Below are 16,385 nucleotides of genomic sequence, written 5' to 3'. Positions count from 1 at the left end.
TTATTGGAAAGTAGAGTGCTTTAAGCTTAAATAAATTTAGGGATGTAAGTTTAAAAAAGTTTATGGGAGAATAGTTTCCCATAAACTTTTTTATTTAGGCTTTTTCAATAACTAAATTTTTATTATAAACTTCTTCAAAGGCTTTAGAACTTCTTCTAGCTTGACGAAGCTCTAATTCTAAATCATATTCAGAATGAAGTTTTAAATTAACAGTATCTTCATTAATTATTACATCAACATTTTCTACATGGCCAGTTAACCCTCTGTCTAAGCCTTCAGCAAGCTTAAGAATAACTCCTAAATACTCTACATGTTTTACATCTAATCTATTTATTATAGTTGAATATTTAGCAATTGGAGCTTGGAAAGAGTTATTTCTATGGTAAGCGGCACATAAGGCACTTAATAATATTTCTTTATGAGTTAATCCACTTATATGAGAGTTTAAAATAATATAAAATGAGTGTACATGGTGATCATAATATCTTATGCTTATACCACAATCATGAAGTAAGGAGGCTGTTTTTAATATATTCTTAAATTCATCTCCTAAATGATGAAGTGGTTTTAAACCTTCAAATAGTGAAAAAGCAAGTTTACATACATTTTGAGCATGAGGAATATTTATGTTTAAAGTATCCATAATTCCCTTTAAACTTACATCTAAAATATCATCATAAGTATGGAATCTATCTATTATATATTCATATATAAGTCCTTCTCTAAGGCCACGACCACATATTATTACTTCATTAGTATTTGTGAAGCTTAAAACTTCTTTTATTAAGTCTGTAGAAGCAACTATGACATCAGCTCTAGATGGAGAAAGTCCTTCAATTTTTTGTCTCTGACGAAGATTTTTACTTTTTAGTAGATGAAACATCTCATCAATATCATAATCATAAAGAACATAATTATGAACTATATCAATAGGATATCTTTTTCTACGTCTATCAATTTTTCCTAGGTTTCTGAAAGAACCTCCAACACCTATAACAGATTTAAATGAATTATCTTTAAGCCAATCTATTTTTTCAAGGTGTTCCTTAATATAATTAACACAGTTTGTATTATTTTCATATCCAATCATGTCGTTTAATTGGAATAAGGATGTTAAAGTCACATATCCAAAGGGTAGAGTAACTTCTTTATAAATTTCGTTGTTTTTTAACCAACATAAGTGAGTGTTATTTCCGTTTATATCTAAAAGAAGAGAATTATCTATATAAAGAGAATTTTTAGCTCCTAAAAAGTTATAATTAATTTCTTCTTCATTAGATAATATTCTAAGGTCTAATCCAAGTTCTTTTTTTATTATTTCTTTAAGATTAATTTTTTCATCTACATTTTTAATGCTTTCTGAACCTATAAGTATAATTTTTGATGCACCACAAGAGATGCACATAGATTTAAAAGCTTTTATAGATGAGATTGTAAGCTTAATTTTCTCTTCGTCTAAAACAGAGCAAGCGAAGAAATCAGAGCCAAGTCTTATATGCTCTTTTAATTCATCAATTATTTTAAAATATCCAGACTTCTCAACTTCAGCAAGTGTTAATCTTACAGAGTTAGAGCCTATGTCTATTACTCCTATTCTATCCATTTCTTTTCCCCTCTACTTGTTTAAAATATAATTTGATTATAATACTGATACTATAGAATTTCAAAGAAGTTTTCAATGGATATTTCAAAATAAAATATTATTCATAATAAGTGAAAGATGATATTGACAGGGTTTAAGGTAAAATACTATAATAAATTAAGAAAATATAATATAAAAAGTCTGTGAAGAGAAGAGTAGTCTTTATGATTTCTTAAGCGAGTAAGGGATGGTGTAAGCCTTATAGAATAGTTTAGATGAAGAGAGCCTCTGAGATTGCATTTTAATAACTAGTATTTTTATTAAAGTGTCGCTTATGCGTTAAATTATAAAGTGGGTTTTTAACCAATTAGAGTGGTACCGCGGATATATCCGTCTCTTTGTTACAAAGAGGCGGTTTTTTATATTGTAAATAAATTTATATTTTGGCAATAATGTCATTATAATATATGTTTTAAAAAGAGATAAAATAAGGAGGACAATTATGGATTACAAAAAGTTAGTTGCAGAAAGAATTAAAGAACATGTTGATCTAGAATTAGAAAACATAGAAAAACTTATAGAAATACCACCTAAGCCAGAAATGGGAGATTTTGCATTCCCTTGCTTCCAATTAGCAAAGGTTATGAGAAAAGCTCCTAATATGATAGCAGCTGAATTAGCTGAAAAGATAAATAAAGAGGGATTTGAAAGAGTAGAGTGTTTAGGATCTTACTTAAACTTCTTTGTTGATAAAGTAGCTTTCTCAAAAAATATAATAAGCAAAGTTTTAGAAGAAGGAGATAAATATGGTTCTTCTAAAATAGGAGAGGGAAAAAATGTTGTAGTTGAATATTCATCACCTAACATAGCTAAGCCTTTCCACGTTGGACATTTATTCACAACAGCTATAGGACATTCATTATATAGAATGTTAAACTTTGAAGGATATAATCCAATAAGAATAAATCACTTAGGAGACTGGGGAACTCAGTTTGGTAAGTTAATCTCAGCTTATAAAAGATGGGGAAATGAAGAAGCTTTAGAAGAGGCTCCAATAAATGAGCTTTTAAGAATATATGTTAAATTCCATGATGAAGCTGAAAATAATCCAGAACTTGAAGATGAAGGAAGAATGTACTTTAAGAAGCTTGAAGATGGGGATCAAGAAGCTGTAGCTCTATGGGAAAGATTTAAAGACTTATCTTTAAAAGAATTTAATAAGATATATGATATGTTAGGCGTAGATTTCGATTCTTGGGCTGGAGAAAGCTTCTATAATGATAAGATGGATACAGTAGTAGAAGAATTAGAAAAGGCTAATATATTAACTGAGAGTAATGGGGCTAAGGTTGTAATGTTAGATGAATACAATATGCCACCTTGTATAGTTGTTAAATCAGATGGAGCATCAATATATGCTACAAGAGACTTAGCAGCAGCTAGTTATAGACATAAAACATATAACTTTGATAAATGTATATATGTAGTTGGTAAAGACCAAATATTACACTTTAACCAAGTATTCAAAACATTAGAATTAGCAGGTAATGAATGGGCTAAAAACTGTGTACACATTCCATTTGGATTAGTTAAGTTCGCAGATAGAAAGCTTTCAACAAGAAAAGGTAATGTAGTTTTACTTGAAGACTTATTAAACGAAGCTATAGATAAAACAAGAGAAACTATAGAAGAAAAGAACCCACAATTAGAAAATAAAGAGGAAGTAGCTAAGAAAATAGGTATAGGAGCTATATTATTTACTTACTTAAAGAACTCAAGAGAAAGAGATATAGTTTTTGATTGGAAAGAGATGTTAAGCTTTGATGGAGAAACTGGTCCATATGTTCAATACTCATATGCAAGAGCTAAGAGTATATTAAGAAAAGCTGAAGAACAAAACATAACAGCTGAGCCAGATTTCACAAAGTTAACTTCAAAAGAAGAGTTTGAATTAGCTAAAACTCTAGAAGGATTACAAAAGGCTGTAATTTTAGGAATAGATAAGTTAGAACCTTCAGTTGTAACTAGATATTCAATAGAAGTAGCTAAGGCTTTCAATAAATTCTACAATAATCACACAGTTTTAAATGTAGAAGATGAAGGATTAAAGGCTGCAAGACTTGAACTTATAAAAGCTACTGCTCAAGTTATTAAAAATGCTTTATTCTTAATAGGAATAGATGTAGTTGAAAAAATGTAATTTATAATAAAAAATAACCAATTCCAAATGGAATTGGTTATTTTTTTACTTCTTGTTATCTTTTCTACTAGGACAACTTCCTTTTGAAGCACATCCGCTGCAACCACTACATTGTCCTTTAGATGATTTTTTGAAGTTTTTGTATAATATAAACACAACAGCTATTACGATTAAAGCTGTAATAAGAATTTCCATTTAAAACACCTTCTTTAAAAGATTAATAAACCGATATGATAAATTATGAAGGCACTTATCCAAGCAACTAGGAATTGGAATATTACTGATAAAACTGTGAACTTACCACCATATTCTTTTTTCATAACCCCTACAACACTTATACATGGTGTATAAAGTAATACAAATACCATGAATGAGTAAGATGAAAGTGCTGTAAAGAATTGAGGTAACATATGAGTTAAATCACCTTTATAAATAACTTCCATTGTTGATATTATAGTTTCTTTAGCCATTAAACCAGTTAATAATGAAACTGAAGCTTGCCAATCTCCAAATCCTAATGGAGCAAATATTGGAGCTATAAATGAACCTATGTTATATAAGAAACTATGAGTTATATCCTCAACCATTCCAGTAAAGTTAAAGCTTTGAAGGAACCAAATAACAACACTCATTGCAAAGATAATAGTTCCAGCTTTCTTTAAGAAGCTCTTTGATTTATCCCAAAGTTGAGCTAATACAGATCTAACTTCTGGTACTTTATATTCAGGAAGTTCTATAATGAATGGTTCTTCATCTTTCTTGAATAAAGTATTTTTAAATACTAAGCCTAATATGAAAGCTACTAATATACCTAATATGTATAAAGATGCAACAACCATAGATGCATTATCTGGGAAGAATAATCCAGCAAATATTACATATACAGGTAGTCTAGCATTACATGACATAAATGGTGCTAAAAGAGCAGTAAGTTTTCTATCCTTTTCGCTTTCTAAAGTTCTAGCTGACATAATAGCAGGAACTGTACATCCAAATCCTGTTATCATAGGAAGGAAAGCCTTTCCTGAAAGTCCTATTTTTCTCATGAACTTATCCATTAAGAAAGCAACTCTAGCCATATATCCACTGTCTTCTAATATTGCTATACATAAGAATAAAGCTAATATTATTGGTAATAAGACTATAATTCCACCTACACCGGCTACGATACCATCAACAAGTAATGATTGGAACCATGGAGCCGTACCTGATAATAGATCACTTAAGTATGGCATGAAAGTATCACCTAAGAATCCATCTAAAGCGTCTGAAATAGGTTGTCCAACCCATGAGAATGTAAATTGGAATACAAAGTACATAAGTGCTATAAATAATGGGTATGCAAGCCATGGATTTAAAAATACTTTATCTAACTTATCAGTTAAAGTAGTTGAAGAATTACCTGATCTATTAAAGCAGTCTGATAATTTATCTTCAATAAATTTATAAGTATGAGCCTCATCCTTAAATGAGTAAGTATTTTTATCTAAATATTTTTCGAAATTACCTTTATTTAAGAATTCTTTAACCTCATCTAAACCTTCTTTTTTAGATGCTGTTATAGGAATTACTTTAAGATTAAAAGCCTTTTCTAATTTTTTAGGATCAATTTTGATTCCTTTTTTCTCAGCGATGTCATTCATGTTAAGAAGCAATACTATTGGCTTCTTAAAGTCTTTAAGTTGCATAGTTAAATATAGATTTCTATCTAGGTTAGAAGCATCTACTATATTTAATATTAAATCAACATCTCCAGATTCTAAGAATTTCTTAGATACTTTTTCTTCGTTTGAGAAGGTATCTAAAGCATATATACCAGGTAAATCCACTATTTTGTTAGAGTTGAAAAATCCTTCCTTTTTATCAACTGTAACACCTGGCCAGTTTCCTACATGTTGGTTAGACCCTGTTAAGGCATTAAAAAGAGTAGTTTTACCAACATTAGGATTACCGAGTAAGGCTATTGTTGTCATTAGTTTTCCCCCTAATTAAATTATTCTATTTTATTTATTATTTTAAAATTATATTTTTAGCATCTTTCTTTCTGATTGCTAAATCAAATCCTCTTAAATTTACTATTAATGGATCGCCAAGTGGAGCCACTCTTTTAAGTTTAACTTCTGTTCCTTCTATGCATCCTAAAGCAAGAAGTCTTTTAGCTAAACCATCGTGTCCGCATATTTTATCTACAATACCAGCTTGGCCTATTTTTAAATCATATATACTCATCTTAAGCACCTCACTAATGAAAATCATTATCAAATTCATCTAAATTATATCAAGTTACCTGGAATTTGTCAATTGATAAATTCTATTAATTAAAAATTTAATTAATATTTATTAATACTTAACGAAATAATGATATAATGATATAATATTTTTGTTATAAGTTTATATAAGAAAAGAGTGATAGAGTGATCATAAAAGAGCATGAAATAGATATAAATGATTTAGATCTTAGTAATGCCCTATCTTTTAATGAAAATTATGATATATATAAACAGGCTGTATATTTTGATTTAGAACACTATGTATATAAGAAACCAAAGTGCATAGGAGTTTTTGGTGCTGGATATTTTGATGAAGAGAAATCAAAATTCATTACTACTCAGTACATGATAGAGCATAAGGGAGAAGTGAGAGATATTCTTTACTTAGCAAAGAAATATTTTATAATGGTTGCAGCAGAGAAAAAGAAGAAATACATAGTAACTTTTTCTGGAAACAATGACTTTACAGTTATAAATTATTTGTTTGATAAATATGGGATAAACTTTGATTTTAATAATTACTTTAGATCTGTGGATATACAGAAAATTTATGAGCATACTTTTAAGCAAGGGATAGGTCTTAAAGCTTTGGAAAAGAAATTTGGAATTGAAAGAGAAGGTGATGTTCTTTCAGGATCAAATTTAGCAAAAACATTCCATAAGGTTTTAAAGGATAAAGATTATTTTCAAAGAATGCCAAAAGAAAAAGTTGAAAAGATACTTGTCTACAATGAGCAAGATGTTGTAAATTTATTTTACATATTATTAAGTTGGAAAAAGATATTAGTTAATTTAGAAGATAGTGAAAGTAAAGAAAGTGAAAATTAATAGTTTATTATAGTAAATAAAACTATAAAAACTAAAGGCACCAATAATGGTGCCTTTAGTTTTTATGCTTTTTTATAGATTTTCCATCAGAGGTTAAAATAATAGTTCCATCTTCATCTGTTCTAAAAACCTTAGTTTTATAGGAAGATAATTTTTTTAGGGTTTCTTTTGCTGGATGTCCATATGAATTATCTAGCCCTGAAGAAATTACAGCTATTTTAGGAGAAACTTCTTTTAAAAAGGAATCTGTTGAAGAAGTTGTACTTCCATGATGTCCTACCTTTAACACATCTGACTTTAAATTTTCATTTGATTTAACAGCTTCCATTTCTGCTTCAGTCTCTGCATCTCCAGTAAACAAAAAGGAGGTTTCACCATAATATATCTTAAGGATAGGTGAGTAGTTATTTAGGTTTCCATACTCTTTATTAGAAGGAGAATAGACTTCTATTTTAGTGTTCTCACCTAAATCTATAGGAAGAGATTTTGATTTAGATAGGGTATTTATATTAATATCCTTTTCTTTTAGTGCAGTTACCATGCCTTTAAATACATCAGTATTTTCTGTAACTTTTGGTGCACAAAAATAGTCTACATCAAATTTTTTAATAATAGATTCCATACCGCCAATATGATCTGCATGGGGATGAGTAGCTATTATAAAATCAAGCTTTTTAATTCCAAGGTTTTTTAAATATTTTACTAGAGAATTAGTAGATTCAGGAGTACCTGCGTCTATTAAAAGATTTTTACCATTGCTTTGAATTAAAGCAGAATCTCCCTGTCCTACATCTATATAATGGACTGTAAAATTTTCATTTGGAATTGAATATGAAGTAGAATATAAAAATATTGATGTTACTAGTATAAATATTAAAAATAAACTAACTTTTTTAGAGGTGATTTTCAATTAAAAAACTCCTTTGAAAATAATTAATCATATAATGGATTATTAACAGAAAATTAAAGGAATAAACTTTAATTTGTAAATTTTATAATTACAATTAAAATAAATAATGAAAGATTTTGGAAAGATACAACTTTAGTGATATAATTAAATTGGAGATATTCATATTTAAACTTGCAAAAAGTAAAAGGGGGCTTATTAATGAGAAAAGAATTTTGCTTAAAGCATGGAAAAGTAACTATGAACTTTACTGCAAAGTATTGTGATAGTTTTGAATCCATAATAAATAGCGAAGGGTTTAGAAAAGTTTTAGAAACTTATTTGAAAAAAACTAAAAATAAGAAGAGTCATAATTTTAGATTCTTAAGTGAAGCCATAGGTACTGAAGATATAAAGGTTATATCTAGGTACTTAATAAGTACATTAAAACTATTATCTATGATGGGGGCTGATGAGGTACTAGTTGTTAATGATGCTTTTGAAGGTTTACTTGAGGATAAGAAATCTTTTGCTAATATTATAGATGATGTTTATTCATTCTGGAGAAAGTTAGAAAGATACACTGTTATCCAAAATAATAAAGTAAAAGATGGTATTGCAGCAGTTGGATTTGTAGATGCTAATAAAAGTTTTAATGATTTAATTTTAAGATTTTATAGAAGACTTCAAAAGAATCTATTAGGAAGTATGCCTAACATACTTAGACAGGTTTCTGCTGGTGGAAATGCAAGTATTATGGTAAGTAATTTAATATGGCCAAGTCCAAGAGAATATTCCATACTAGATCATATTCCATTTATAGATGCAATATCCTTAGAAGCACCATTTATAACTTATCCAAGTAAGAATACTAGGGATGGTATATTCTTAGAAACAAGTGAAAATCCCTTAAGTGGATCTCATATAAATAGTGAAGAATGGTTTTGTTATCCTGCTAAGGTAGGGGAATTATTAGCATATGTATATTTCCATAGAGATTTTATGTCTCATGGAATAAGTTTATGTAATTTGTTTGATTTAGCAACTGTAGAGGAATGTAGAGGGGTAAAACCAGATATTATTTATGTTTTCGGAGCTAAGGATGATGATGATGAATTAAAAACTTGTTTCTATGATGATGAAAAAAATAATATAATGCTAGGGTATGCTAATTATAGTGAAGAAATAGATTACTTTGGATATATGAAAAAAATGATATTAACTCTTCACAATATAATAATGATAAAAAGAGGATATATGCCTATTCATGGAGCTATGGTCAACGTGGTTCTTAAAAATGGAAAAGAAGCTAATATTGTAATAATGGGAGATAGTGGAGCAGGAAAATCTGAAAGTTTAGAAGCCTTTAGAGCCTTGAGTGAAGAATATATAAGTGATATGACCATAATTTTTGATGACATGGGTGTATTTAAAAATGTAGATGGCATAATTAAGGGGTATGGAACTGAAATAGGAGCCTTTGTAAGACTTGATGACTTAGATCAAGGGTATGCTTTTAAAGAAATTGATAGAAGTATATTTATGAATCCTGATAAGATAAATGCTAGACTTCTTATGCCAGTATGTAAGTATGACGATATAATAAGGGGATATGATGTAGATCTTTTCCTTTATGCTAATAATTATGATGGAGTAGATGAGGGAGAAAAATCTATTGAATATTTTAATAATCCAGAGGAAGCTAAGAAAATTTTTAAAGCTGGTGCTAGAATGGCAAAGGGAACAACTACTGAAAATGGCTTAGTGGAATCATATTTTGCTAATCCTTTTGGACCAGTGCAAAAGAAAGAAGAGATGGATTTAATAATAGATAAATATTTTGATGATATGTTTAATAATAAAGTGAAGGTTGGACAAATAAAAACTTGTTTAGGAGTTTTAGGTTTTGAAAAGGAAGGACCTAAAAAAGCAGCCATAGAACTTTTTGATATAATTGAAAAAATGTAAAAGCTAAATCCCTATTAGAGATTTCTAATAGGGATTTAGCTTTATTTTTATTCTTTTATACGATTGAAATAACCGTAGAATGATAAGCAGTATAATCCTGCTAATCCTACTAATACATAGATTGTTCTACTCCAAATAGAAGCTATTCCAAAGATTGAGTCTACTAAATTAAAATTCATGATACCAATTAGACCCCAATTTAGAGCACCTATTATTACTAAAGTAAGAGCAATAATATTTAATGTTTTCATTGTTAACACATCCTTTTCTAAGATATGTTAATATTATTAGTAGAAATTTGTATTTTATTCATAGTTAAAAATATAAAAAAAGAAATAGCTTAAGCTATTTCTTTTTTTAAAGGGTTATATTTCTATCTATTGGTTGAGATAGAGATATAAATGTATCAGTTCCGCTTATTCCTTCAATATGATTAATTTTGTTCATTAAAATATCTTGAAGATCTGATATGCTCTTGCAAATAACCTTAGCAAAAATAGCATAACCCCCAGTTATTAAATGAATTTCAACTACTTCTTTAATTTTTGAAAGTTCATCAAAAACATGAGTGTATGATGAAGTTGAGTTAACATGAATACCAACGAAGCATGTAACATCATAGCCTAATTTAGGTAAATTTAAAAGTATTCTAGTACCTTTTATAATTCCTAAGTCTTCCATCTTTTTCATTCTAACATGGATTGTACCACCTGAAACGTGGCATATTCTTGCTATCTCTAAGTAAGGAGTTCTGCAATCTTTAATTAGGATATCTAAAATTTGTAAATCTAATTCATCTAAATGAGTTGATGTGTTTATTAAAGACATAGTATCACCTCTTTAAAATTTGAATAAAATGATAATTCTATTTTATCAAATTTTTTATAGAAATACTATATATACTTTTGAAAATAACAAATATATTTTTATTAATTTAACACATTAATAAAAATGATATTATAAATGTTAATTTTATAAGAACAACTTTAAAAATTAAAAACTTGAAAATGTTTTTCTTTTAGACTAATATATTATATAAGGAGTATTATGCAAGGAGGCAAAACTATGGGAATATTTGTATTAATTTTACAAATAATACTTTTAGCAGTAGTGATTTTCGGGGGATTTTCATTATTAAGTAGATTTGTATTTAACAAAGTTAAAATTAATAAATGGATAATTTTAGCTGCAGCAATAATAATCTTCCTTATTCCTACATTCATCCCTATGAATCAATGGATTGTGTTAGCAATTTCTGCAGTAGCAACTATATTATTCTTATGGTTCTTAGATATTCTTAGAAATGGATATCCAAAGCTTAAAAAAGAGAAAAAAGTTGTTATTAAACCAAAGGCAAAACCAAATAGAGTTAAACATAATAAGGATTCAAAAAAATAAACTCCATTATTAATGGAGTTTGTTTTTTTATTCATAATTAACAAAGATGGGAGAGGACATGGCCTCTTTATTGTTATTTAAATAAACTTTAGCTACAAACCAAGTTTCATTTAAAGAAACTTCCTTTTCAAAAATATATTTAACATTATGCAAATCTATATCTTTAATTTCTTTAATGATTTTTCCCTGGTTAGTTAAAATTTGAACTTTAGATATTTTGTTTATATGATCTTCAACTTGTAAATAGAGGCTAATTTTTGAAGAGGAATCTACAGTTATTGTTCCCCCCATAAAGGTTGAATTTAAAGAAAATAGCATTTTTAAAGTTTTTGATTCCGTTGAAAATATATGTCTATTTTTAAATGCATCAAGTAAGGAGTTTTTATTTAATTTATGTGAAATTACGCAAGTTAAATTTTCGCTATCTCCTTGATTTAATTTGTGATTGTCTTGGGAATTTATAGCTCCTAGTTTAAATCCCTTATCTAAAAGGGAGAAAAATTGAGAGTCATATCTTGTATAAGTACTAGGCGGAATTCCATTTCCAACCTCTATAGAACATAAAAGTTTATCTAAAATAGGAGTAAATTCAATTTTTTTAGCTATGGAATTTTTAGGATGATTAATACTAAGTAAGGCTGTGTGATCATTAATGAGCCAAAGTAATAGATATTTAATGTCTGGAATTATTCCAGTAAAAAATGTATTAGGACATAGGATATTTAAGTGACCTAAGGTTGTTGATTTAGCTTCAAAACCACATAAGGCTAAAAAGTCAGAATGTTTTTTATTAAATTTATTTATGCATTTATTTAAATACTCCCATTTTGAAATTTCTTTATTTTTTTCTTTGATAGTTTCGCTTAAATATTTATTATGATCAGTAATTATTAAAAAATCCAATCCATTAGAGCGAGCATGTTCTAAGGATTCATAAGGACTACTTTTTCCTGTTGATAAGGATGTATGGGAATGGGGAATTCCATAATAAAACTTAAGCTTATCAAAGGGTATAGATTTTTTATCCATTAATACCTCTTTATAAATATTAGTATAGTATATAATATTTATAATATTTAGATTAAATGTGTTTTATTTATTATTTTTATATATGATTTTTTAAGTATATAATGTTAAGTACATTTAAACTAAAGTATCTTAATTTTTATTAGGGAAATCTTTAAAATAGAAAAGATTAAATTAAGCATACAAAAGCATAAGTAGACATATTCTACTTTCATATGATAAAATTACAAGAATGACTAAGAGGTGATCATATGTTAATTGAAATTAGAGGAAAGAAGCCTGAAATAGGGGAAAAAACATTTATAGCTCACAGTAGTGATATCATTGGTGATGTTACTATAGGAAGAGATTGTGGAATTTGGTTTGGATCTGTAATAAGAGGAGACGATAATTTAATTAAAATAGGAAATGAAACCAATGTACAAGATAATGCAGTATTACATGTTGATAAGGAGCACACTATTGAAATTGGGAGTGGTGTTACTATAGGACATGGTGCTATAATACATGGGTGTAAGATAGAGGATGAATGCTTAATTGGTATGGGAGCAATAATACTAAATGGAGCAAAAATAGGAAAAAATACTATGATTGCTGCAGGAACTTTAGTAAGTCAAAACAAGGAAATACCAGAGGGCGTATTAGTCATGGGAGTTCCAGGAAAGGTTGTTAGAAAACTTACTGAGGATGAAATTGAAAGTATAAAAAATTCAAGAAGAGAATATGTAAAGATGAAAAATCTTTATATTAAATAAAGGAGGAGCTTATGATAATAAACATAGGACAATTTAATAAAATGAAAGTAGTAAGAGAAGCGGATTTTGGATACTACTTAGACAGAGGAACTAGAAATACTTCTGATGATATATTAATTCCAACTGGAAATTTAGATGGAAGAGAAATTAAGGTTGGAGATGAGGTAGAAGCTTTTATATATAGAGATTCTAGAGATAGACTTATAGCCACATTAAAAAAGCCTTTAGCTGTTGTTGGAGATGTTGCTTTATTAGAAGTTAAATCTATTACTAAAATAGGTGCTTTTGTAGACTTTGGTTTAGAAAGAGATATACTTGTTCCATTAAAAGAACAAAAGTACAAAATGGAAGAGGGTAAAAAGTACTTAGTATATATTTATGTAGATAAAACAGGAAGATTAGCAGCAACAACAGAGGTTGATAAATACTTAGATGAAATAGAAGAACCTAAAATGGGAACTGAAGTTTCAGGAATAGTTTATGGATACCAAACTAATGGTTCTTTAAGAGTAGCAATAAATAATAAACATAGAGCTGTGGTTCTTAAAAATGAATATTTTACAAATATTAAACCAGGAGATAATATAAAAGGTAAGATAATAAAGGTTTATGAAGATGGAATAGTAGGATTATCTTTAAGAAATCATAAACTTAAGGAAAGAAATGAATTAGGAGATACTATATTAAATTACTTAAAAGAAAATGGTGGAGTTATGAGCTTAAATGATAAGAGTACTCCAGATGAAATAAGAAATACTTTTAAAACTTCTAAAAATTACTTTAAAATGGCCTTAGGTGGACTTATGAAAAAAGGTTTAATTGAGCAAGATGAATTTGGTACTAGATTAAAATAATAAAAAAAGAGCTATATGGAGTTTTTACTCTATATAGCTCTTTTTTATTACTATAAGTAGTATAAAAAATAATTTTTAGGGGATTTTATTGGTATAGGTGGTGAATTTTATGAGGAAAATAAAAGTAAATAGAATAATATTTCTTATAAGTTTAATATCATGTTTATTTCTTGGAGGTAATACTGCTTTGGCAAAGGAAAATCCTAATACTATAGAATTTCTAAGCTATGATGAAGAAATCTTAATTTTAAGAAGTAATGGTGAAACTGTTCTTATAAGTGAAGGTGATAATGTAGAGGGAATCATAGAAGGAATAAATAAAGAAAATTTAAAGGAAATTGATTTGTTTGTTTTAAGATCTATGGAAGAAGAAACTGATGAACTTATAAAAACTTTCATAAATAAAAGTAGTGTAAAGAAAATACTTCTTCCCACTTTAAATGGAGTAAGTGAAGAGGTAAGTAATCTTACAAAGGAAAAAAATATAGAAATAGCATCTATGGAAGAGGGATTTAATTATAACAAGGAAAGCATTTCTTTAAATGCAAAGAAAGTAGAGAATTCTAAGGAAGGTATGATTTTTGCTACTGTAGATAATATTAAGCTAGCTGTTTTATCAGAAGAGGCTTATAATAGTGCAATTAACCTTAGTAATATAGAAGATTGTAGAGTTGAGATTTTAAATTTAATTGACTCAGAGAAAGAAAATAAAAAAGAAGTGAAAAAATTAGTTAAGAGGTTAAAACCTTTAGTTATAATAGATGATTTAGATAATGGGAAATCCATAGAAAAGTTAGGAGTAAAACATTACAACTTAAATGAAGAAAAAGGATTAAAAATAATGAGAGTTCTTGGAGAAACTAAAGAGTTTAAGGTTTTTTCAAAAAAGGAAGGCTATACATCAAAATAACTTTTTATAAAACTTACAAACATATTCCGAGAATTACTAGATATTCTCTTCATACTGTTTGTAAGTTTTATTATTATATTTTGATATAGATTCCTATCTGCTTTTTAAAGAGATTTTTCTAAACCTTGATGAGAATTTCTCCTTTATTATTAAAAATATGAATATAGAAGCTGCTATAGAAGTTACAGCTAAAACTTGAATCCTAAAATCAATAAAAGAAAGCTTTAGTGAAAGTGGACTTAAGCATATATAGGTTAAAACTCCTGTTAATATATATATTAAGAAGTTTGATAAGGATAAACCTATATTTATATTTTTATATATTTCATAAAGGTTTAAACAAAGGGAAAGTGATGAAATTATAAGCATAGTTATTGCATAACCATAAATATTTATAGATGGTATTGCAGTTAAGAAAAATAACAATGTAACTTCTAAAACTTCTGTTATTATAGTATTTCTTAAAATTACATTTTGTCTTCCAAGTCCATTTAAAATTCCATACATAGTATTTGAAGTAAATACTATTGGCATCATTACTGATGTTATTCTTATATATTCTCCTAAATCATCTCTTCCAAAGAATAATTTACCTAAAGAGTCAGGAACACATAGTCCAATTACTGTGGTACAAATACCTATTAAAAAAGCTATTTTAATAACATCTCTAATTCTTTTAGTAGCTGAAAGATAATTCCCTTTACTTAAAGTTTGAGATAAATCAGGTATTAGCATAGTGTTTATTGAAGAAACTATAATTATAGGAAAAGTTACTATGGACATTGCCATGGAAGAATATTTTCCTATAAGAGAAAGTGCTTGGGAATAAGTAAATCCTGCAACTATAAGCCGTTTAGGAACTAAAAGTGTTGAGATAACGCTAAAAATACTCATTAAAAATCCATTTAAGCATAAAGGTACTGAGGTTACTAAAACATCAAATAATAATTGAGCACGGCTTTCCCCTTTTGCATTTGTTTTTGGAAATTTACTCATTGAGTATTTAAAATATCCAAATAAAAGTATTAAACTTTGTAGTTCCCCAAGACATAAGGCTAAGTAAGCTAAAGTAACTAAAGACTCTAAAGTTTCAGCTTTAAATATAAAAATTAATATAGCTAAAACAAAGATACGTAAAGATTTTTCTAAAATATCTATAAAAGAAGGAACAGTGATTTTTGAAGTTCCATAGAAAAATCCCTTTAATATGTTTGAAAGTGCTATAAATATCATAGCAGGACAAGTTACCATTATAGATTTTATTATTCTAGGATCCTTAGCCCAAAAATGTCCGATTATAGGTGATAAGAAAAATACAAATATTCCTATTATAAGACACCAAATAAAATTAAAAATAGCCACAACTTTCATTGTTCGAATTATGTTTTTATAATCATCTCTTGCTGAATATACAGCAGTTATCTTAGAAATGGATGCAATTATACCAGCTGTCATAATTGATATAAATAAATTATAAATAGGCATTATAATACCATAAAGTCCCATTCCTTCAGGGCCTAGTACCTTTGATAGGTACATAGAAAAGATAAAACCTAATAATCCAGTTGTTAAGTTAGAGGCTGTTAGCATGAAAGAGTTTTTATAGAAATCATTTTTACTCAATGAATCACCACCCTATTTAAAAGTTCAATAATAATGAATATTCACAACTTATGTTAAATATTCATTATATAGGAGGTAATTATTA

General features: G+C 27.8%; 16 protein-coding genes and 1 other annotated feature. Of the genes, 7 read left to right on the top strand and 9 right to left on the bottom strand.

Annotated features, from left to right (window positions below; all coding sequences use genetic code 11):
* Nucleotides 1-94 precede the first annotated feature (94 nt).
* On the bottom strand, nt 95-1,603 hold the full coding sequence (locus CPF_RS09305) for a Ppx/GppA phosphatase family protein (RefSeq protein ID WP_003478235.1): 1,509 nt from the start codon (nt 1,601-1,603) through the stop codon (nt 95-97).
* 173 nt (nt 1,604-1,776) lie between these two features.
* Nucleotides 1,777-1,983, top strand: a binding site (T-box leader).
* A gap of 101 nt (nt 1,984-2,084) precedes the next feature.
* Here CPF_RS09305 and argS point away from each other — a divergent pair.
* Nucleotides 2,085-3,782, top strand: a complete 1,698-nt coding sequence (gene argS, locus CPF_RS09300; protein ID WP_011590933.1) for an arginine--tRNA ligase — start codon at nt 2,085-2,087, stop codon at nt 3,780-3,782.
* Between the two features lie 45 nt (nt 3,783-3,827).
* Here argS and CPF_RS14805 read toward each other — a convergent pair whose 3' ends face one another.
* From CPF_RS14805 to CPF_RS09290, 3 genes are read right to left on the bottom strand one after another with little or no spacing between them, the layout of a single operon-like run.
* Nucleotides 3,828-3,977, bottom strand: a complete 150-nt coding sequence (locus tag CPF_RS14805) for a FeoB-associated Cys-rich membrane protein (RefSeq protein ID WP_003459783.1) — start codon at nt 3,975-3,977, stop codon at nt 3,828-3,830.
* Between the two features lie 14 nt (nt 3,978-3,991).
* Nucleotides 3,992-5,755 carry a ferrous iron transport protein B gene (gene feoB, locus CPF_RS09295; RefSeq protein WP_011590932.1) on the bottom strand — a complete coding sequence of 588 codons (1,764 nt, stop codon included), beginning with the start codon at nt 5,753-5,755 and terminating at the stop codon, nt 3,992-3,994.
* Nucleotides 5,756-5,792: 37 nt separating this feature from the next.
* The gene (locus CPF_RS09290; protein ID WP_003449499.1) at nt 5,793-6,011 is read right to left on the bottom strand and encodes a FeoA family protein; all 219 of its coding nucleotides are present in this window, start codon (nt 6,009-6,011) and stop codon (nt 5,793-5,795) included.
* A 185-nt stretch (nt 6,012-6,196) separates the two neighbouring features.
* Between CPF_RS09290 and CPF_RS09285 the strand changes: the two genes are divergently transcribed.
* Complete coding sequence (locus tag CPF_RS09285) at nt 6,197-6,880, top strand: ribonuclease H-like domain-containing protein (RefSeq protein WP_003449676.1); 684 nt, start codon at nt 6,197-6,199, stop codon at nt 6,878-6,880.
* Nucleotides 6,881-6,935: 55 nt separating this feature from the next.
* On the opposite strand, the gene CPF_RS09280 is transcribed toward CPF_RS09285, so the two are convergent.
* Nucleotides 6,936-7,790, bottom strand: coding sequence for a ComEC/Rec2 family competence protein (locus CPF_RS09280; protein WP_011590930.1), 855 nt, complete (start codon nt 7,788-7,790; stop codon nt 6,936-6,938).
* A 198-nt stretch (nt 7,791-7,988) separates the two neighbouring features.
* Between CPF_RS09280 and CPF_RS09275 the strand changes: the two genes are divergently transcribed.
* The gene (locus CPF_RS09275) at nt 7,989-9,734 is read left to right on the top strand and encodes a phosphoenolpyruvate carboxykinase (RefSeq protein ID WP_025648231.1); all 1,746 of its coding nucleotides are present in this window, start codon (nt 7,989-7,991) and stop codon (nt 9,732-9,734) included.
* Between the two features lie 47 nt (nt 9,735-9,781).
* Here CPF_RS09275 and CPF_RS09270 read toward each other — a convergent pair whose 3' ends face one another.
* Complete coding sequence (locus tag CPF_RS09270; protein WP_003459798.1) at nt 9,782-9,985, bottom strand: DUF378 domain-containing protein; 204 nt, start codon at nt 9,983-9,985, stop codon at nt 9,782-9,784.
* A gap of 106 nt (nt 9,986-10,091) precedes the next feature.
* Entirely contained in the window at nt 10,092-10,562 is a 471-nt protein-coding gene (locus tag CPF_RS09265) for an Lrp/AsnC ligand binding domain-containing protein (RefSeq protein WP_003449697.1), read from the bottom strand.
* A 237-nt stretch (nt 10,563-10,799) separates the two neighbouring features.
* Between CPF_RS09265 and CPF_RS09260 the strand changes: the two genes are divergently transcribed.
* Nucleotides 10,800-11,132 carry a hypothetical protein gene (locus tag CPF_RS09260; RefSeq protein ID WP_011590927.1) on the top strand — a complete coding sequence of 111 codons (333 nt, stop codon included), beginning with the start codon at nt 10,800-10,802 and terminating at the stop codon, nt 11,130-11,132.
* A gap of 27 nt (nt 11,133-11,159) precedes the next feature.
* On the opposite strand, the gene CPF_RS09255 is transcribed toward CPF_RS09260, so the two are convergent.
* Nucleotides 11,160-12,161, bottom strand: coding sequence for a CehA/McbA family metallohydrolase (locus tag CPF_RS09255; RefSeq protein ID WP_011590926.1), 1,002 nt, complete (start codon nt 12,159-12,161; stop codon nt 11,160-11,162).
* 248 nt (nt 12,162-12,409) lie between these two features.
* Between CPF_RS09255 and CPF_RS09250 the strand changes: the two genes are divergently transcribed.
* The 3 genes from CPF_RS09250 to CPF_RS09240 all read left to right on the top strand — a co-directional run bounded on the left by CPF_RS09250 (nt 12,410) and on the right by CPF_RS09240 (nt 14,677).
* Nucleotides 12,410-12,913, top strand: a complete 504-nt coding sequence (locus CPF_RS09250; protein WP_003449781.1) for a gamma carbonic anhydrase family protein — start codon at nt 12,410-12,412, stop codon at nt 12,911-12,913.
* Nucleotides 12,914-12,924: 11 nt separating this feature from the next.
* Complete coding sequence (locus tag CPF_RS09245) at nt 12,925-13,767, top strand: CvfB family protein (RefSeq protein ID WP_011590925.1); 843 nt, start codon at nt 12,925-12,927, stop codon at nt 13,765-13,767.
* 109 nt (nt 13,768-13,876) lie between these two features.
* On the top strand, nt 13,877-14,677 hold the full coding sequence (locus tag CPF_RS09240) for a hypothetical protein (RefSeq protein WP_011590924.1): 801 nt from the start codon (nt 13,877-13,879) through the stop codon (nt 14,675-14,677).
* Nucleotides 14,678-14,770: 93 nt separating this feature from the next.
* Here the strand turns inward: CPF_RS09240 and spoVB are convergent, their stop codons facing one another.
* Entirely contained in the window at nt 14,771-16,300 is a 1,530-nt protein-coding gene (spoVB, locus tag CPF_RS09235; protein WP_003456025.1) for a stage V sporulation protein B, read from the bottom strand.
* Between the last annotated feature and the right edge of the window lie 85 nt (nt 16,301-16,385).

The organism is Clostridium perfringens ATCC 13124, assembly GCF_000013285.1.
In the GTDB taxonomy this organism is placed as follows: domain Bacteria; phylum Bacillota; class Clostridia; order Clostridiales; family Clostridiaceae; genus Sarcina; species Sarcina perfringens.
The sequence above is the reverse complement of the archived record's forward strand: the minus strand, read 5'-3'. Positions and strand labels throughout refer to the sequence as shown.